This is a genomic window from Bacillus sp. MZGC1, from assembly GCF_002998605.1.
Lineage (GTDB): Bacteria > Bacillota > Bacilli > Bacillales > Bacillaceae > Bacillus.
The window spans coordinates 111,713-131,102 of sequence record NZ_PVRE01000005.1; the positions used below are offsets into that span (position 1 = coordinate 111,713).

The 19,390-nt window shown below is 43.6% G+C and carries 16 protein-coding genes; 3 read left to right on the forward strand and 13 right to left on the reverse strand.

Annotated elements, in window-relative coordinates:
- Positions 1 to 114: 114 nt before the first annotated feature.
- The 10 genes from C6Y06_RS15695 to C6Y06_RS15740 form a co-directional block, all read right to left on the reverse strand.
- On the reverse strand, positions 115 to 1,092 hold the full coding sequence (locus tag C6Y06_RS15695; protein WP_060595754.1) for a tripartite tricarboxylate transporter substrate-binding protein: 978 nt from the start codon (positions 1,090 to 1,092) through the stop codon (positions 115 to 117).
- Between the two features lie 3 nt (positions 1,093 to 1,095).
- Complete coding sequence (locus C6Y06_RS15700; protein WP_189288376.1) at positions 1,096 to 1,794, reverse strand: response regulator; 699 nt, start codon at positions 1,792 to 1,794, stop codon at positions 1,096 to 1,098.
- Positions 1,795 to 1,797: 3 nt separating this feature from the next.
- Positions 1,798 to 3,396 carry a sensor histidine kinase gene (locus C6Y06_RS15705; protein ID WP_106037187.1) on the reverse strand — a complete coding sequence of 533 codons (1,599 nt, stop codon included), beginning with the start codon at positions 3,394 to 3,396 and terminating at the stop codon, positions 1,798 to 1,800.
- A 138-nt stretch (positions 3,397 to 3,534) separates the two neighbouring features.
- Entirely contained in the window at positions 3,535 to 5,814 is a 2,280-nt protein-coding gene (locus C6Y06_RS20110; protein WP_189288378.1) for an exosporium glycoprotein BclB-related protein, read from the reverse strand.
- A gap of 116 nt (positions 5,815 to 5,930) precedes the next feature.
- On the reverse strand, positions 5,931 to 7,013 hold the full coding sequence (gene ribD, locus C6Y06_RS15715; RefSeq protein WP_106037188.1) for a bifunctional diaminohydroxyphosphoribosylaminopyrimidine deaminase/5-amino-6-(5-phosphoribosylamino)uracil reductase RibD: 1,083 nt from the start codon (positions 7,011 to 7,013) through the stop codon (positions 5,931 to 5,933).
- A gap of 283 nt (positions 7,014 to 7,296) precedes the next feature.
- On the reverse strand, positions 7,297 to 9,054 hold the full coding sequence (locus tag C6Y06_RS15720; protein ID WP_060595747.1) for a WD40 repeat domain-containing protein: 1,758 nt from the start codon (positions 9,052 to 9,054) through the stop codon (positions 7,297 to 7,299).
- A 4-nt stretch (positions 9,055 to 9,058) separates the two neighbouring features.
- On the reverse strand, positions 9,059 to 9,862 hold the full coding sequence (locus C6Y06_RS15725; RefSeq protein ID WP_106031354.1) for a formylglycine-generating enzyme family protein: 804 nt from the start codon (positions 9,860 to 9,862) through the stop codon (positions 9,059 to 9,061).
- A 33-nt stretch (positions 9,863 to 9,895) separates the two neighbouring features.
- Entirely contained in the window at positions 9,896 to 10,621 is a 726-nt protein-coding gene (locus C6Y06_RS15730; RefSeq protein ID WP_066031179.1) for a GTP cyclohydrolase II, read from the reverse strand.
- A gap of 337 nt (positions 10,622 to 10,958) precedes the next feature.
- Positions 10,959 to 11,615 carry a class I SAM-dependent methyltransferase gene (locus C6Y06_RS15735; RefSeq protein WP_106037189.1) on the reverse strand — a complete coding sequence of 219 codons (657 nt, stop codon included), beginning with the start codon at positions 11,613 to 11,615 and terminating at the stop codon, positions 10,959 to 10,961.
- Between the two features lie 962 nt (positions 11,616 to 12,577).
- Positions 12,578 to 12,925: a YflT domain-containing protein gene (locus C6Y06_RS15740; RefSeq protein WP_060595744.1), complete on the reverse strand. Its 348-nt coding sequence runs from the start codon at positions 12,923 to 12,925 to the stop codon at positions 12,578 to 12,580.
- Between the two features lie 221 nt (positions 12,926 to 13,146).
- Between C6Y06_RS15740 and C6Y06_RS15745 the strand changes: the two genes are divergently transcribed.
- Positions 13,147 to 13,536 carry a YfmB family protein gene (locus C6Y06_RS15745; protein ID WP_060595743.1) on the forward strand — a complete coding sequence of 130 codons (390 nt, stop codon included), beginning with the start codon at positions 13,147 to 13,149 and terminating at the stop codon, positions 13,534 to 13,536.
- Positions 13,537 to 13,644: 108 nt separating this feature from the next.
- Positions 13,645 to 14,649 (forward strand): NADP-dependent oxidoreductase, encoded by a 1,005-nt coding sequence (locus tag C6Y06_RS15750; protein ID WP_060595742.1) that lies wholly within the window; start codon positions 13,645 to 13,647, stop codon positions 14,647 to 14,649.
- Positions 14,650 to 14,684: 35 nt separating this feature from the next.
- On the opposite strand, the gene C6Y06_RS15755 is transcribed toward C6Y06_RS15750, so the two are convergent.
- Positions 14,685 to 15,827 carry a DEAD/DEAH box helicase gene (locus C6Y06_RS15755; RefSeq protein ID WP_106037190.1) on the reverse strand — a complete coding sequence of 381 codons (1,143 nt, stop codon included), beginning with the start codon at positions 15,825 to 15,827 and terminating at the stop codon, positions 14,685 to 14,687.
- Positions 15,828 to 15,979: 152 nt separating this feature from the next.
- Here C6Y06_RS15755 and C6Y06_RS15760 point away from each other — a divergent pair, with 152 nt between their 5' ends.
- The gene (locus tag C6Y06_RS15760; RefSeq protein WP_066031183.1) at positions 15,980 to 17,533 is read left to right on the forward strand and encodes an ABC-F family ATP-binding cassette domain-containing protein; all 1,554 of its coding nucleotides are present in this window, start codon (positions 15,980 to 15,982) and stop codon (positions 17,531 to 17,533) included.
- 49 nt (positions 17,534 to 17,582) lie between these two features.
- Here the strand turns inward: C6Y06_RS15760 and C6Y06_RS15765 are convergent, their stop codons facing one another.
- On the reverse strand, positions 17,583 to 18,773 hold the full coding sequence (locus C6Y06_RS15765; RefSeq protein WP_066031184.1) for an MFS transporter: 1,191 nt from the start codon (positions 18,771 to 18,773) through the stop codon (positions 17,583 to 17,585).
- A gap of 56 nt (positions 18,774 to 18,829) precedes the next feature.
- Positions 18,830 to 19,255, reverse strand: coding sequence for a MerR family transcriptional regulator (locus C6Y06_RS15770; protein ID WP_060595739.1), 426 nt, complete (start codon positions 19,253 to 19,255; stop codon positions 18,830 to 18,832).
- Positions 19,256 to 19,390 lie beyond the last annotated feature (135 nt).

Sequence of the window (19,390 nt, forward strand, 5' to 3'; positions counted from 1 at the left end):
GACGTTGAAATTGAAGTAAATATTATGAATTTTAATTCTTTTTCGGTCGATAAATGCTTTTTGTTCATTTTGTTCAAACTTTGATTTTGATGGATTCCATGAAAAAAAGCGGTCTCACTCGACCGCTTGTTCTCCTTGGATAAACTGCTCATATCGCCTTAATTGCTCCTCCATAAAGATCTTTGCCTCTTTGCTGTTCATATAACGACTTGTCCAGCCCTTTTGCTTTAATTGCTTTTTCCAGGACTTCGTTTGTGTCATTTTTTGAAGAAGCTGATCCCATTCACGAATATCATGCTGATTCATTTGCTTTGGGCCCATCACACCACGCCAATGAGAGAAGATGAGCGGGATGCCTTGCTCTTTCCAAGTCGGCACATCTTCAAATCCCGCTAAACGCTGATTCGTTGTGGTTGCTACTAGCTTTAGCCTCTTCTTTTCATAATCATGACGAACTTCTGTAATCGTGGTAGTTGCTGCATCGACTTCATGATCTATGAGCGCTTGGAATAAATCATCTGCACTGTCAAATTTCAAAAATTGGATGCGGTATGGATCAATTCCTGCCATTTCTGCCGCTCGTGCGAACGAGATTTGATCATCATTACCGAAGTCTGGGGCAAATCCAATTTTTAAGGAATCTGGTTTCTTCTTTAGTGTGTTTAATAGCTCCTTCCCATTTGAAAAGGGAGAATCCACTGGGACTGCGACGACCTGCCACTCTTCTGCCAAAATGGCGAGCGGTGTGACATCGTTCATTGTCATGTTACTGCTGCCAAGCAAATTACGGCTTAACAATAAGCTTGAATTCAAACTAACATAGTTGGTATCTCGCTCCATCATATATGTCCATCCTTTATCCACCGTTCCGCCTCTTTGATAAAGGATATTCACCGGCCGCTTCACCAGCTTTTCTTTCTCGAGCACTGATTTCATCACTTGAGCTGTTTGGTCAAAGCCGCCGTCAGGGACACCAGACACCACAATATATAATGGGCTGTGCTGCAGGAAAGAGTCGCCTCCCTTTTTTTCATTAAAGGTGAGCGTCATACAAAGACAGATCATAATGACAAGGCATATTCCTTTTTTCATCTTTTATGACTCCGCTTGCTTTATGGCAGGATAATATTTCCGTTCTGGTCTGCCAATGATTCCGTACGCAAGCTCTGCCCGGCATTCTCCTGTTGTCACGAGATACTCGACGTACCGTCTCGCTGTTGTGCGTGAAGCCCCCATCTTTTCTCCGAGTTCTTCCGCTGTAATCCCATTATTCTCTGATGCCATCAATGTTTTCACCTTGTCCAAAGTCAGCGAATTGATCCCTGTAGGCAGGTCCCTGCCATCCTTTTCTTTTGGCTCTTCTTGCATCTGTCCAAAAAACAAATCAATCATCGTTTGATTGACTTCATCCTTAGAATTGATGATGTCTTTCTTCTCTTTATATTCGGTTAAAACTTGCGCAAACTTTTGTGCGGTCACTGGTTTGATTAAATAATGAACCACTCCGTAATGAAGTGCATCTCTTAAAAGTGTCGTTTCCGTTGCAGCCGTGATAATAATTACATCTATTTCTGGATAGTGTTCTCTTAAAAGCGGCAACAGGTTTGTACCGAGCTCATCGGGCATATATACATCAAGCAAGATGAGGTCGACTTGTTCCTTTTGGAGCGCCTCCCACATATCTATTGCACTCTTTGCCTTTCCGGCGACTTGAAATCCTTCTATTTGTTGTATATAAGATTCATGAATGGCTGCGATTCGAAAATCATCCTCCGCAATGAGTACCTTCATCACCATTTATTCCCCCTTTGTGCCTTTCGGTATGTATGCAGTGAAGATGGCACCGCCTTCTTTTTGGTTCGTCACTTCAATCCAGCCCCCAAGTTCGTCCAACACTTCTTTCACATTCGCTAGCCCGTAGCCTCGTCCTTCCCCCTTTGACGAATGGCCTCTTGTGAAAATATGTGAAAGTTCTTCCTCGTTTACTCCATCACCTGAATCAGATACTTCTATGATAATATCAAACCCAATATCTGTAATGAACAGGCTTACCTCGCGCGTCTCCTTATTTAGTACGGCCTCAAAGGCGTTATCTACAAGATTACCAATGATGGTAATAAAGTGAGATAGACTTAAATGTGGTGGAAGCGGCTCCAATGAACTATTTTCATCGATGTGGAAATGAACCTTCTTCTCAGAAGCTTTCCCTAACTTGCCGAGTAAGATGGCTTGTATTTTAGGAGATCGAATTTGCTTCATGAGTAAATCGTGCTGGCGGTTTTGCAGCGTATATTCTTCCTTTATTAAGTCGATGGCCTCATCCACTTGCTTCAGCTCAAGCAAACCTAAAATGGCGTACAGCTTATTTGAGAATTCATGCGTTTGTGCCCTCAGGTCTTCTGAATATTGGCTGACCTCTGTTAATGTATCCAGCAGCTTCGTCAGCTCTGTTTTCTCTCGGAAGCTCACAATTCCCCCAAAAACTCGATTGTCCTGCACCACTTTTTTCACATTTAAGACATAGGTTTTATCATTGACAACGGTTTCGATGTTCGGTTCAATCGTTTCTGCCTTTAAATAGAAAAGGAGATTGGCTTTTGGCAAGACTTGGTCAATATGAAGCGGCAGCTCGGATGAAACGCGCAGCATGTGTTCAGCAGATGTATTCATCATCGTTATCGCGCCTTTGCGGTCAAATGCAATAATCCCTTCTTTTATAGCAAGCAGCATCGCTTCTCTTTCTCGAAATAATGAAGCAATTTCGTGCGGTTCAAGCCCTAATGTATCTTTGCGAATACTTCTTGTTAAAAAAATCGCTCCGAATATACCAGGCAAGAGCACAAAAAGGGCAATATAGCTAAGCTTGATTAGTTGATGGGCTGTCGCTTGATCAATTTCCTTTTTTAAAAATTCGACGGTGACTGTGCCATTAATTTCTTCATGCTTGCCTGTTTCTTTCATAATCGGGGCACTGCCTCTGACAACGATTTCACCATTAGAATCACCCGTTGATATGGAGGTTCCCCCAAATAGCAGGGTACTTCTTCCTCTAAATACACTGATGGTTTTTCCTACATTCTCATGATTCGTATGAAAAAGGACCTTCCCTTTTTGATTGGTAATGAAGATGGCATGTGCTCTGACTTGATCCTTCATTTGCTCAAGCACTGCCTGTTCTTCATACTCAGACACTGATGAGGTGCCCACCGATGTTTTAATGGGCGGCATATATGAGATTGTTCTAGCGGTTTGCACCGCCAGCTGTTCAGCTTGCCGCTGCCTTTCTGATGTCTGCAGAAAACCAAAACAAATGGTCAATAACGCAATGACAACAAGCAAAAGCCCGATAATTAACCCCAAAATTTTCGTTTGTAAAGTGACTTTCCTTTTGCCCATCCTCACCGCTACAACCCCTAATTCAAGTAGATTCATCGACTAGACTCTAAGAAAATCATATCATTTTTTCTTACGAAGTTAAGAGAAAATTCATTCAAACAAAAAAGGACGACTCAAATCGAGTCATCCCTGTTTCAATTACGTGATAGATAAGCCTGCACTCGCATAGCCTGCTACAGTGTTAATTAAAGATAAGCCTGTTGCAGTCGCAGAGAAAACAACCAGTAATCTTGTTTCTGCTGTAACTGGCACATTCAGGCCGGTAGCGATTCCGTTTGAAATAGCACCAATAGTTAAAATCCCCGTTAATGGTGGTGCCAATGTGACACTCGCTACTTGAGTGAAGCTGTTATCTGGTGTCGGTGAAGCAAATAAGCTAGCTGTCACTGTAATACTCGTGCCGACTAAAGCCAATGCTGCCGTAGTACTAAAGTATCCGGCAAATGAAGTAATAGTGCCATCCCTTGGTACAGAGAATGCCATATTTAAAAGAGTACCTGCTGCTCCTGTTAAGTCGATGATACCACCTAGTATGCTAACGCCTGTTGCAGAGCTACCAAAGCCGACCAAACTAGAAGTTCCGACAAGACCCCCTGCAATTGTAGTCAAGACAGCAGGGGTACCTGATGCAAATGGAATAATCGCACTCGATCCAGTTGCTCCGGTTGCTCCTGTAACTCCGGTGGCGCCGGTATCTCCTGTGGCTCCCGTTACTCCAGTCGCTCCGGTGACTCCGGTGGCGCCGGTATCTCCGGTCGCTCCTGTGACTCCGGTGGCGCCAGTATCTCCTGTGGCTCCTGTGGCTCCTGTGACTCCGGTGGCCCCGATATCTCCTGTGGCTCCCGTTACTCCGGTCGCTCCGGTGACTCCGGTATCTCCTGTGGCTCCGGTGACTCCGGTATCTCCTGTGGCTCCGGTGACTCCGGTGGCGCCAGTATCTCCTGTGGCTCCCGTTACTCCGGTCGCTCCGGTGACTCCGGTCGCGCCAGTATCTCCTGTGGCTCCCGTTACTCCGGTCGCTCCGGTGGTGCCGGTATCTCCTGTTGCTCCCGTTACTCCAGTCGCTCCGGTGGCGCCGGTATCTCCGGTCGCTCCTGTGACTCCGGTATCTCCGGTCGCTCCTGTGACTCCGGTCGCGCCGATATCTCCGGTCGCTCCGGTGACTCCGGTCGCGCCGATATCTCCGGTCGCTCCGGTGACTCCGGTGGCGCCAGTATCTCCTGTGGCTCCTGTGACTCCGGTGGCCCCGATATCTCCTGTGGCTCCCGTTACTCCAGTCGCTCCGGTGACTCCGGTATCTCCTGTGGCTCCTGTGACTCCGGTGGCGCCAGTATCTCCTGTGGCTCCCGTTACTCCGGTCGCTCCGGTGACTCCGGTGGCGCCGGTATCTCCGGTGGCGCCAGTATCTCCTGTGGCTCCTGTGACTCCGGTGGCCCCGATATCTCCGGTCGCTCCTGTGACTCCGGTCGCTCCAGTATCTCCTGTGGCTCCCGTTACTCCGGTCGCTCCGGTGACCCCGATATCTCCGGTTGCTCCGGTAACTCCAGTCGCACCTGTATCTCCTGTTGCACCGGTCGCTCCTGTACCTGTTGCTCCTGTGATCCCGGTTGCTCCGGTAACTCCAGTCGCTCCCGTATCACCTGTTGCACCGGTCGCTCCTGTACCTGTTGCTCCTGTGGCTCCTGTGGCTCCTGTGATTCCGGTTGCTCCGGTAACTCCAGTCGCACCTGTATCTCCTGTCGCACCGGTTGCTCCTGTACCTGTTGCTCCTGTGATCCCGGTTGCTCCGGTAACTCCAGTCGCACCTGTATCTCCTGTTGCACCGGTTGCTCCTGTACCTGTTGCTCCTGTGGCTCCTGTGATTCCGGTTGCTCCGGTAACTCCAGTCGCACCTGTATCTCCTGTCGCACCGGTCGCTCCTGTACCTGTTGCTCCGGTTGCACCCGTTTCACCAGCAGCTGCTAACAATGTATAATCTGGTGACGTACCTGGCGTACCTGTTGGCGGCGCTGAATTCACCACATACGTACTTCCATCGAATGTCACGACTTGACCTACTGGATAGGTTGGGGCTACCGCTGGATCAAATGCCACGATGCCCGTTAAGCCTACACCAGTGGCTCCAGTTGCTCCTGCCGGGCCTGCTGGGCCTGCTGGACCCGCTGGACCCACTGCACCTGCTGGACCTGCTGGGCCTCTTCTTCCTCTCCCGCCTGGCGGACCTTGAATCACACAAACACAAGGATCTTTTCCGCAGCAAGGATTTTTCACTGGTTTCCCTGGCTTTCCAGATTTCCCTTTCTTACAACTATCACATTCCCAGCCGTCATCCTTATACGCATCATACCAGCTTCCTTTTTGGTAGTGGTCTGTCGAATGAGTTGGATATGTCTTTCCGCATTGTCTACATCTTCTCATGGAATCACCCCCCATCCATCGTATTCATCATTCCTTGGAAAGGTGTATGTACACTTTTATTTTTATCAAGAAGTATTGAAAAGACCTTGCGCTCGATGCACAAAGTCTTACATTTATTAGAATTTTATTGTCATTTTGATATCTTTTCCAACCATACTATATTCAATATCTGCTGGACGGATCGCTTCTTTTAGTTTTTTCACCCCCTCTCCTTCAAAAAAAGTAGGTGCATGTTTTCCACCGATTAATAAAGGTGCCATATAAATGACGGCTTCATTGACTAGTGATTCTTCTAAAAAGGACGCACTCACATTTCCTCCTGCTTCAACGAGAACTGACATGACAGAACGTTCCTTCAGCATTCGTAACACGTCATGAATATTTGTCCGCTGCTCTCCGCTTGTGACATAGACTTGATGCCCTTTATCTACCAGCTGTTCATACTTTTTCTGATCATACATGTGCGAGGTGCAAATAATGGTTTCGGCCATATGATCTGTTAAACATTTCGCATGAAGCGGAATCCTTAATGTGGAATCTAAAATGACACGAATGGGCTGGGTCGCCATTGAATCTTTCACAATAAGACCTGCATCATCTTGAATAATCGTTTCGACACCTGTTATCACAGCATCGGCTTCTTGACGCAATTGCTGCACTTCTTTCCTCGCTTCTGTTCCTGTGATCCATTTGCTTTCAAGATGAGATGTTGCAATTTTCCCGTCTAACGAAATGGCTGATTTTAAGATGACGTAAGGAAGGTCTGATTGAATGAAATGAAAAAAAGGCACATTTAAGCGATCCGCCTCCTGTTTACATATTCCTTCATCTACTTCGATCCCTGCTTGTTTCAACATGGTAACCCCCTTACCTGCGACAAGCGGATTTGGGTCTTGCGTCGCAATGACTACACGTTTCACACCACTTTTGATAATGGCTTCCGTGCAAGGACCCGTTTTCCCATGATGCGAACAAGGTTCAAGCGTCACATACATGTCAGCTCCCTTTGCCTTTTCCCCTGCCATTTGCAGCGCATGAATTTCAGCATGAGGTTCGCCCGCCTTCATGTGAGCACCAATCCCAACAATCTCACCTTGCAGTACAATGACTGCACCGACAAGTGGATTTGGGGAGGTTTGCCCTTTCATTGCCTTTGCGTTGGCAATCGCCAGCTTCATATAAAAAACATCGTCTTTCATGTGAGTCTCCTTTCTTCTCTTTCAAGGGAAAGAACTCCTTCAGGAAATGAAGGAGTTCTATTCTCATGTGCTATATTTTTTCCATCCGTTTCTTTTCAGATCGATCATAGTAAGGCAAGGAATAAAAAAGTTTATATGATGCTCGTTGTTTACAAAAACAGCATTTGCGTAATTCATATTTATTAATGAGGAGCACATGCGGACAATTGAGTACAGTCAGGCCTTTTTTCATATGTTCCTTGCAAACACTTATCATGAGAATCCCCCGCTTACATTCTTTTTCTTAATGAGAGATTACTTCTTTCGGAAATTGTTCAAATAAGCGCAGTACTTCAGTATGTGTGCCATCTTCTCGAATATGATAAATCCCGCCGTCATATGAGCTTGCGTATACATCATTGCCTAATTGTCTGATGGCACTAATCCCATTCTTGGCAATTCTAATTGGGCCGGTATTGACATCTAGCTCTGGATTCCACACAACGACATAGCCCCAATAATCTCCGCTCACAATATAGCCAGAGTCTGTGACAGAGACAGATTTAATAGAATACTGGTGTTCATTATGCTGGTCTAAAATTCTTCCTGTATGCAAATCAAACAATCTCACATTCTTGTCACGGCTGACAATGGCAATACGATCTCTTTTACTATCAATGAATACATCATTTAACAGCTCTGTCGCTCCGATATATTTCGCTTTTAAAGACAAGCTCTTCTTATCTAAAAGACAGATGGTTCCTTCTACCGCGGCTGTGATGATATGATCTCCTTCTACTTTTAATGCTTTAACAGCACAATCGTGTGCTTTGGAACGGCCAATTTCCTTTAAATGTTCTGTCGAAATGACATGTACATAACCGCCGTAAGTTCCAATATAGAATTGCCGATCCTCCTCGTGGAAATACACACTGTTGACCGGCCCTGTGTTGAGATCAAACGAAACCATTTGCTGTAATGATTCATGAACAATATGCACCTGACTTGCATGATCTCCCCACGCATAATAGCTTCCATCTCGTGCGACAGCCACTCCATTTGTTAAAACGCCTGTCGATTTAGCGATTTCAATCCCGTTCTTTCTGAATTTTCCGTCATCTGATGCTGTGATGATATCTCCCGCATCAGTCAGCGCAATATCATTAATAGATGGTGTCGCCATTTCAATCTCATCTGATACAACTTTTCCCTTTTCAATAGACCATTCACAATACGTTTTTCCAAAACTGGCTCCTAGGATGGATTTCTCATCCTCCGTCCAGACAAGCGAACGCTCCCACTGATATTTATGAGGCAGCAACGTATCGACTAAATCCCCTGTTTCATAATTCCACAGCTTAATTAAATGGTCATAGCCTGCTGTCAGCAAGTAATTGCCGCTTGGAGAAAAGTTCACCCGCTTGACGCCCTGTAAATGGGCTTTAATGATTTTTTTCTCCTGTAAAGTAACCGCATCATAAATAATGACGGTGCCATCGTCTCTGCCAAGTGCGAACACTTCTTTTTGATTGCTGCCGCTGATTGTGTCCAGCTCATAATCAAACGGACCAATTTCCCCTACAATTTCTCCTGTATCGTACAGCCATACAAGAACGTAGCCATCATCACCTGTTGTATAAGCTTTATCGCCATGTATCCATACAGCTAATACATCTTTGCTATGTCCATGGAATTCTCTTAAAACAGCTCCTGTTTCGATATCCCACACTAAGCACCTTCTATCTCTAGACACCGATACTAGTAAGGTATCCTGTTTGGCAAAGGCGACGGCTTCTACATCATCTGCATGACCAAACAGGGTGCGAATTCGAGTATGAGTGTCTGTATCATACAATTGAATGGTGTAGTCTGACGATGCACTCGCTAAATACTTTCCGTTTTCAGAAAGAGATAAAGAGTTAATGATATGCTCGTGACTTCCAATAAACGTTCCTTCTCCTGTTGCCCGGTTCCACTTATAAATACAACGGTCATAGCCGCCAGTGTAAACAATTTGGTCCTGCTGAGTTGATAAAACAGATGTAATCGGTCCTCTATGCATGATTTTACACTCCCACCTTTATATGTTGTTTTTGACGAGTCACTATACGAAAACCAGTAAATCGGAAAACGGGATCTGGATGCTTCCCGTGTCTTCTGGCGACTCTGCATAAATCTCCGCCTCTTGCAAAGGAGCCGCCTTTTAAAATGTAGTAATTACTGCCAAGCGTCTCCGTTAAATCATCTACGACCTCGATGCCGCCTTCGTATACATGATATTTGGTGTTGACCCATTCCTCGACGTTGCCCCCCATATCATAAAGACCAAATAAGGATCTGCCCTTTTTGTATTGACGGACAGGCGTCGTTTTTTCAATATTTGATTCGAACGTATTACATAAAGAAGGATCAAACTCATCTCCCCACGGGTATTGATTTCTCGTATTTCCCCGGGCAGCATATTCCCATTCTTCTTCAGTAGGAATCGACACGTCTATCCCAAGTTTCCCGCTCAGCCACTGGCAGAACGAGAAGGCTTCCTCGATATCCATGCCCCAAGCCGGATGATCTTTCCCGCCACCAAGCTCTTGATTCGTTAAGCTCTCCGGGTACGCCTGGCCTGTTTCATCACAGTAGCTTTGATACCATTCATTGGTGACGACCGTATCTGAAATAAAAAATTCATTGATATACGGCTGATAGGATGGAAATTCTTTGTAAAGCCATTTTTGAAATTTTTTCTCACGGCCGTAGGTTGGATTGAGAAGCTTGTCCTTCCAGAATTCTGATGCCTTTTTCATATCTTCTTCATTACTTCCAATCGTTGCATAGCCGCTTGGGATTTGAATCCAATTGATTTCAGGTTTCACGCTTTTCTCCCGCCTTCTTTAAAGTAAACTCATCTACTGATTAATTAATTTTTTCTCATCGACCATATGCCCTGAGGCTGCTTTTGCCTTCAAATAGGCTGCATTATAGAGAGAAGCTTCGACCGTATGATCAAATCGCAATACAGGAAGACCGTAAGCAGCAATGGAATCGACTTTATCTGGATTGTTCGTTAGGAGGTGCATTGGTTTCCCTTTGTTTAAATAGTGCAGAACAGCCGCTGCCTCCTCGTAATGCCGGTCATCATCTCCGCAGCCAATCAGGCGGTTGGCTTCAAAAGTATCCAGCTTCATTTCCTGTAATTTATACGTCAATGCTTTCGCCATCAGCCCAATTGACCGCCCTTCTTGATTGGCCATATATACGAGCATGCCTTTACCGTAATCGGTGATTTTCTTCAGCGATAACGCAAGCTGTGGACCGCAGTCACATTTCAGTGACCCAAACACATCCCCTGTTTGGCAGACACTATGAATTCGCACTAGCGGCGGCACCTCATTTTCAAAGTCGCCAAATAAGAGACAAGAGGAAAAGGTTTGCTGCGCGGTACTCATTTGGACAATAGATTCGATCGTTGGTTTTGTCTCCCCTTCAACAGGTGCGAAGGCATACCATTTAAATGGCACTTCTTCATGTTGAATGGAGATCGGCAGGTTCACTGGCCCCACGAGCAAATAGTTTTTTTCTTGAAAGGTAAAATGATGAATCATTGATTGTAATTCATCTACAAACTTGTTCATTTGTCTCCCCCCTATTCATCGCTGCACCCAAATCGACTCTCATAGCGCAGTGATGGAGTGATGAATATGTGTCCGCACTCCCTTAGCATATGTGCTCCTATTTCAAGCGGCACTCATGCCTAAAAAGAATATGGATGTGCGATTCCTCTCATCGTTCAGACCCTGATTTTCGCAAGAATGTCTTCGTTCCCAGCTCTTCTAGCGATGTTTCAATCTAGGTCTTGTCCAGTACAAAGGAGCAGAAATCTTGGTTCATAACGCCTTTCGCCTACATGATGCGCACATGCTCTTTCTTAGAATGAACCCCTCTGCTAGCTTTTGAGTGATCACCTTTGTACTAGATTTTGACGGCAATGACATGATGCTGGCTAATGCCGGCCTTTGCTTTTAATGGTGTAATCGATACAAGCTCCAGACCTGATGAACAAATTCTTTCTCCAAGCTGAGAGTCTGAAAATGAAAAGTGGAAACGGCCATCTTCTCCGATTAATCCTGTTCTCCACTCTTCTCCCCATACAACAAGTGAGAAGACGCCGCCTTCATGAAGCAAAGAGGAAACCTGTTTTAAATAACGCTCATGATCATCAGGATGCTGGTGATGAAAGCAGCCATGATCTAAAATTAAATCAAACTGCATCCCGCGTCCCTGATCCATCGACCAGGACATAAAATCTTGATGAACAAAATGGACAGGAACCGTTTCTCTTTTCTGTAATCCTTCCCACTCCTCATGCCCATACAGGTCGATACCGACATATGCAGAAAGCCCCCTTAAATGTTCAAGTGCCCGGCCGTTCCCGCACCCGATATCGAGCACAGAAGCAAGTGCATTCTTTTCCCGTGAATGCCATGCCTTTAATGACATCACGGCTGCATCTGTTAAGGATGGATCAGTAGACCACATATCTGTTCTTTTTTCATAATGTTCTTGAAATGCCATACGCATTTTTTCTAGATACAACCCACTGTCTTCATGATATAAAGCTTTTTTCATCACAGGACCTCCTTCTATTCAAAATCGGCTTTTCGGGCAAAGGTCATTTTCAAGCCAAAAACCTTATGTTAAAATGAAAGATGGATTTTTTAGGAAAATCTGTTTTCTGAAAAAGGAGAGAAGCATCCCACATGTTCACTCTTCTTTTTCAGCATGCATCCTCATATGCAGCCATTTGAGAGCTGCAGCGCCTCAGCTTATTGTCTCTTTTTTTCATATGAGTTCACCTCCTTCACCGTTCGATCAACTCACAGCCCTTATTGAAACCGCTTTCTCTCTTGGACAAGAACATAACGCCTTTTGAATATCTCTTGCAAAGTGATCATAGTAGAAAGGTCAATCTACTGTTTAGATCGGCTACCATTGTAAAAGACCGTTTTCTTATGTTTTAGTAGAAATATTCCAAGCAAGCTTTTTCTCTTAAAAGCGCTTGTACCTTGGTTTTATGACACCACCTCTCACTAGAATGTGCCTTGAATAAACCCATCAGAAATTTAACAACTACTTCCATAATGACTGGAATAAGCCAAATATATTGTTTTTAGATTATTTTGTCAACAAGTTATTTCCTAAACATTAAAATGAATTTTCTAATTGAAAATACAGGTATTTTTCGTGGTTTTTTGACCTCAAAACACTTATTTCTACACAAAAATACAACTTAAACCAATAGAACTAAGAAATTTATCTACTAAATTACACAAGATTTTTATTACATTTTGAAACAAAATCGAAAGATACAATGATTATTTCCCGAATGGATTTTTGTGAAATTTTTACTATTCTTTTCTCATTTCCTATCATTTTCTTTGGTATATCTGCATTTTCAATTAGATGATTTACTGTTTATTCCAATCTGCTGTTTTTTCTTATTATAGTAAAAAAGATGTGTTCTCTCCTTCAGAGATATCGGCATGAAAAAAAGCCCCTTACGAAAGTAAGAGGCTTTTTTCAGTTGGCGTTTATGCCCAAGTTTTCACTTTTTCATGGTCTGTCACAAAGAGAAGGACTTTTCCTTCATCTAAATGTTCTTCAAATTTCTCAGCTTCTTCTTTAGAGAAACCAATTTCATGGATTTTATTTCGGAGCTCATCGCCCTTTTTACTAAAGATGTTCCCAACAGCATGTTTAAGTCCAACTTCTCTTTGACCTATCGTATTAGCATCTGCATTTCCAGCAATACGCTCTGTACGATCATCGTCATGGGACAGAACATAAATGTCCTCTCTTGCAACACCGAGTGCTTTTAATTGCTCTACATCTCTTTGAAGTGTCTCATCATTTGAATACTCTCTTACAACAGGTTTCATTTTATATTCCTCCTTTAGCGTCTTACGAATCTTTTACCCGTCACTTTTGTCATTAAACCTTCCTTGAGCACATCCATTTTACATTGTGTACTAACCGTGCCTATTGGCTTATTTTTGACAAAAAGCCCGAAAAAATGACTAAATTTTCTGAAATATTGTATTCATCCCTGCTGTTTTGTTGTACAATTCTTATACTGGAGGCTAGAAATGAGGTAGAGCTGATGTATTACTTTTCAGCGGAGCAGCAGTTTAATGCTTGGGTTGTCAGTGATTTGGTGAAACAGCTTTTTCAGAAGTGGAATCCTGAAGAAGCAAAAGCAAAGCCGCTTACATTGTTTGCTGAACAGCACTTTCGCATCTCCATTGATTATCTCTTTTCAATCATCATTAACATTGGAGATATCGAGTCGATTGAACAAGATCCACAAGACCTGTTGTCCTCATACTTGAATATCCTTTTTCCTTTTGTGACGCGCGATATGATGAAAGCCTCCATGCAAAATGCGAACGAATATTTGTTAAAAGAACGTGATGCGGACGCGTATCAGCTGTTTGGCTGTCTGCCGCCGCTCCTCTCTGTTGACTTCCAAAAAAGTAGTCCTCATCTATGAGATGGCGGCTGCTTTTTTGTATGTGTTTGAAAAAGACCGTATGTTTTGAATGAAAAGAAGCATCATGTTAATGTAAATCTAGGCTGCAAGTGAAAGGGAGGATTTGACATGAGTCAACAAAAGCAAATTCAATTAGCCAAACGTCCAAAAGGATTACCTACAAAAGATGTTTTTCATTTTGAAACAGTCGATATACCTGTGCCGCAAGATGGCGAAGTCTTGATTCAAACGAAATATGTTTCTGTAGATCCTTATATGAGAGGACGAATGCAGGATACAAAATCCTATACACCTCCATTCAAGCTAAATGAAGTGATTCAGGGCGGTGTTGTCGGAGAAGTCGTTGAATCCAAATCGCCTCAATTTGAAAAAGGGGATTTTGTTCTTGGATTCCTTGGCTGGCAAGAATATTCTACAGCCAAAGCTGAATCTCTGACTAAAATTGATCCATCCATTGCGCCATTGTCCTATTATTTAGGAATTTTGGGCATGCCAGGGCAAACCGCTTATTTCGGACTTCTTGCGATTGGCCAGCCAAAAGAAGGCGAGACCGTTGTCATTTCTGGAGCCGCAGGTGCCGTTGGTTCCGTTGTGGGACAAATTGCTAAGATCAAAGGCGCTCACGTCGTTGGGATTGCGGGATCTGATGATAAGCTGGCTTATTTAAAAGAACTAGGCTTTGATGAAACGATTAATTATAAAACAACAAATGATTTAGATGATGCCATAGCAAAGGCCTGTCCAAACGGCGTCGATGTGTATTTTGACAATGTTGGCGGCGAAATTTCTGATGCCGTGATGAATCATTTGAACCGCTTTGCACGTATTCCAGTGTGCGGCGCAATTTCGTCTTATAACATTAGCGCAAGCGAGGACATCGGACCGCGTGTGCAAACAAAACTCATTAAAACAAGCGCATTGATGCAAGGCTTCATTGTTGCCAACTATTCAGATCGTTTTGAAGAGGCTGCAAGAGATCTCGCACAATGGGTTAAAGAAGACAAACTGACTTATAAAGAAACAATCATTGAAGGCTTTGACAACATTCCTGATGCATTCCTTGGACTATTTAAAGGGGAAAATGTCGGAAAACAGCTTGTCAAAATTTCATAAAAAGAAAGGACCCTCCATGTGGAAGGGTCCTTTTTTTATGCTTGCTTGGGCGCAAGATGCAGCTGGCCTTGCTTATAAACAATTTCCAGAAGCGTAAGATTCAGCTTTTTCGCCATTTTTTTGAGCATTGCATGCTCTTGAGGTGTGACAAGACTGATGACAGCCCCTTCTTTTCCTGCGCGCCCGGTTCTGCCTGAACGGTGGATATAGCCTTCTTCGTTTGGCAGGTCGGCATGGATCACGTACGGCAGATCGTCAATGTCGATGCCTCTTGCTGCGATATCTGTTGCAAGGAGAAGCGGGAATTCACGCTGTTCAAATTCCTTTAAGATGATAGCACGCTCTGCTTTTTTCGCTTCACTATGAAGCACACCAAGGTCGACATGGTGATACGCTAATTTCTCTGCATAAATGCTTAAATTCGTAATATCACGCACAAAGACGAGCGCCTGCATGTCCTCAAGCCGTGATAGCTTTTGCAGTAATTTCACTTTATCACGCTGATCACATAACAGATAATAGTGTCCTACTTTCTGCGCTTCTTCCTCACTTCTGGCAATTTTCAATACTTCTGGTTCAGACGTCATTTGTTTAATCAGTTGAACCGTTTCCTCTTTTAACGTCGCAGAAAAACAGAGGATTTGTCTTTCTTTTAATGTGGATTTAATGATCGCTTGGATCGTTTTCATATGCTCTGGCACAAGAAGCTGATCTGCTTCATCTAGCACGACCGTTTTGACTTCGTGCATTTTCAGTTTCTTGATTTTGATTAATTCCTGTACACGGCCAGGTGTTGCGACAACGATGTTCGGGTGTTTCTTTAGTTTTTCCTGCTGCTTTTTGATGTTCGCTCCACCAATCAAGGAGACCGCTTTGATGTCTGATCCTTGTTTGAACTCTTGCACGACATCAAAAATTTGCATCACAAGCTCTCTTGAAGGTGCCAAGATTAAGACTTGCGGGTGTTTGATATTCACATCGATTTTATTTAAAAGCGGCAACACATACGCCAGTGTCTTCCCCGTTCCCGTAGGCGATTCCGCGATCACATCACGCTTCTCCGTAATCCACTCTGCTGTTTTTTCTTGTATAGCTGTTGGTTTTTCGAAGCCAGCCGCTTGAAAGTTTTCCTGAATAAATGGCTTTGCTTCTTTCAAAAATGCCCAATTTTCTATCATGTCGATCTCCTTTATCCTCATTCAATCTATCCTTTAGTATCTCAAAATCAGCTTTGAAACGCAATTTTTCTTTTGATGCTTTTATCGAGCCGGACAGTTCGATATAATCATGAGAGGCACTAGCCGTTTTGAATCTATTTGAGGTGTAAAAAATGATATTATCTGTTAAAGATTTAAACCATGGCTTTGGCGACAGAGCCATTTTTCACGAAGTCTCCTTCCGTTTATTAAAAGGCGAGCATGTCGGCTTAATTGGCGCCAACGGTGAAGGAAAGTCAACGTTTATGAATATTATTACTGGCAAGCTGGAGCCAGATGCAGGAAAAGTCGAATGGGCAAAAAATGTCCGTGTCGGCTACCTTGATCAGCATACTGTACTAGAAAAGGGAAGAACGATCCGCGAAGTGCTTCAGGATGCATTCCACTATTTATTTTCCATGGAAGCAGCGATGAATGACATTTACGGCAAAATGGGTGAAGCCGATCCTGATGAGCTGGAAAAGCTGTTAGAGGAAGTTGGCGTCATTCAAGATGCGCTCACAAACAATGATTTTTATATCATTGATTCCAAGGTCGAAGAAATTGCGAGAGGTCTTGGGTTAACGGATCTTGGGCTGGACCGTGATGTGACGGAGCTGAGCGGCGGGCAGCGTACAAAAGTATTGCTTGCGAAATTGCTGTTAGAGAAGCCAGAAATTCTCCTTCTCGATGAGCCAACCAACTATTTGGATGAGCAGCATATTGAGTGGCTGAAACGCTATTTACAGGAATATGAAAATGCGTTTATCCTCATTTCACATGATATTCCATTTTTAAACAGCGTCATTAACTTGATTTATCATGTTGAAAATCAAGAGCTCACGCGCTATGTTGGTGATTATGATCAATTTAAACAAGTGTACGAAGTCAAAAAGCAGCAGCTTGAAGCAGCTTATAAAAGGCAGCAGCAGGAAGTCGCTGAATTAAAGGATTTTGTTGCAAGAAACAAAGCACGTGTCAGCACAAGAAATATGGCCATGTCCCGTCAAAAGAAACTGGATAAAATGGATATGATTGAACTCGCAGCAGAAAAGCCAAAGCCTGAATTCCACTTTAAGCCGGCACGAACTTCCGGGAAATTGATTTTTGAAACAAAAGATTTGGTCATTGGTTATGATGAACCGCTCTCTCGTCCATTGAATCTGAAAATGGAACGCGGGCAAAAAATTGCGTTATACGGCGCTAACGGTATCGGAAAAACGACATTGCTGCGAAGTCTTCTTGGAGAAATCACGCCAATTTCTGGTGAGGTGGAACGCGGAGAATTCCTGCATATTGGCTACTTTGAGCAAGAAGTAAAAGAGCAAAACAGCAACACTTGTATTGAAGAGGTGTGGAGTACCTTCCCTTCTTACACGCAATATGAAGTCAGAGCCGCTCTTGCAAAATGCGGATTAACGACAAAGCATATTGAAAGCCGCGTGTCTGTTTTAAGCGGTGGAGAAAAAGCAAAGGTCCGTCTTTGTAAGCTGATCAACGAAGAAACCAACTTACTTGTTCTCGATGAGCCGACCAATCACTTGGATGTCGATGCAAAAGAAGAACTAAAACGTGCATTAAAAGAATACAAAGGGAGCGTCTTATTGATCTCTCACGAACCTGAATTTTATCAAGATGTAGCCACTGAAACTTGGAATTGCGAATCTTGGACGACAAAAGTATTATAACGACAAAAAAGCCTTATATCTGTTCAGAAGATATAAGGCTTTTTTCTATTTAATGACCTGCTTGAATATTGACCAAATGCTTCCGGCCAAGAAGCAGGATGATCATGCCTAACAGAACGACAGCCGCCCCTACATAGTAAGGGGTGCTTGCTGTGTAAGATTCAGCAAGTACTCCGGCAATCCAAGGAGCAATCGCGCCCCCAATAAACCGCACAGCACTGTAAGAGGATGAAGCAATCGAACGTTCAACCGGCGCCGATCCCATCACAGCGGTCGTGAGCACTGTATTGATCATGCCAAGGATGCCCCCAGCAATAACAATTCCGCAGATGACGACTACAACATGTGAAGTCCATACCCCAATGCCGAATAAAATCACAGCAAATGAAGCAAACAGAACCACAAGGGAAGTCAATGTCCCAAGTTTGCGATGAATGACCGGCGCTGAGAAGACGGATGTCACTGCCAAAAATAGTCCCCATCCAAAAAAGACATAACCAAGACCATGCTCATCCAGATGAAGCACAAATGGCGAATAGGCTAAAAGCACAAAGAAACCAAAATTGTATAAGAAAGCCGCAGATGCCATCGTTAATAACCCTTTATATTTTAACGCCCCGACAGCCTCGAATAATTTCACCTTTTTCTGAGGTTTTTGCATCGGCGGGAGCATAAACGTAATGGCTAAAAGAGCAACAAGCATTAACACCGCAACGCCAAAGAATGGCCCGCGCCAAGAGATCGTCCCAAGCTCTCCGCCAAGCAGCGGTCCAACCGAAATCCCAAGACCTAGTGCAGCCTCGTATAAAATAATGGCCTTCGCACTTCCTCCAACAGACACACCGACAATCACAGAGAGGGCAGTTGAAATAAATAAGGCATTCCCAATGCCCCATCCGCCTCTAAAGCCGATTAATTCATTAATCGTTGAAGAGGTACCGCCTAAAGCAGAAAAGACAATAATAAAAATAAGTCCTATTAATAACGTCCATTTCGCACCAATCCGACTAGAGATAAAGCCGGTAAAAAACATGACAAAGCCGGTCACAAGTAAGTAGCTCGTAAATAAAAGAGAGACCTGACTTGGAGATGCATCTAATTGTGATGCAATGGCTGGCAAGATCGGGTCCACAAGTCCTATCCCCATAAATGAAATCACACACGCAAAGGCAACAGCCCAGACGGCTTTCGGCTGCCTAAGCAGACTTGTACGCTGTTTCAACACTTCTTCTTCCTTCATTCCATCAGAACCTTTCCTTCAAATGTTGACAAAATAAAATAAACACGCAGAGGTGTTTATTTTTGTAATTGCTCAATTGCATGAGCCGCTCTTTCTTTCATCGCTTCAAGATCCTTTTTAAAAGATTGAATCGTTTCAAGCTTTTTTGTAATCAATTGATGCTGTACAGACAGCTGCGCCTCAATATCTAACAGCTTCTCTAATCGTTCCTTCGGATCAAGCGACAGCAAGTAACCTTCTTTATTCAGCTCAAGCTGCTTTCCTATTTCCATAAACGATTGAAGCTCTTGTAAAGAAAATCCAAGTACCTCTTTTGCCTGCATCACTTTCTCTAGTTCTTCCATGTCGTCCTCTGAGTAAAGTCTGACACCGCCCTCTGTCCGCTTTGGTGCTGATAATAAACCAATCTCTTCATAGAAACGTATCGTCCGTTTGGTCAGTCCGCTTCTTTTCGCCACTTGATCAATTTTCATCCATTCCATTGCCAGTGCCTCCTGCTCATCAATTCATGATTTATTATACACCTTTATAACCTTAACGTAAACGTAAATGTTCTCACTCTTGATTTTTCTCGTGTTTTGATGCAAAATAAATAGGAATTATTACGATTTAAAGGA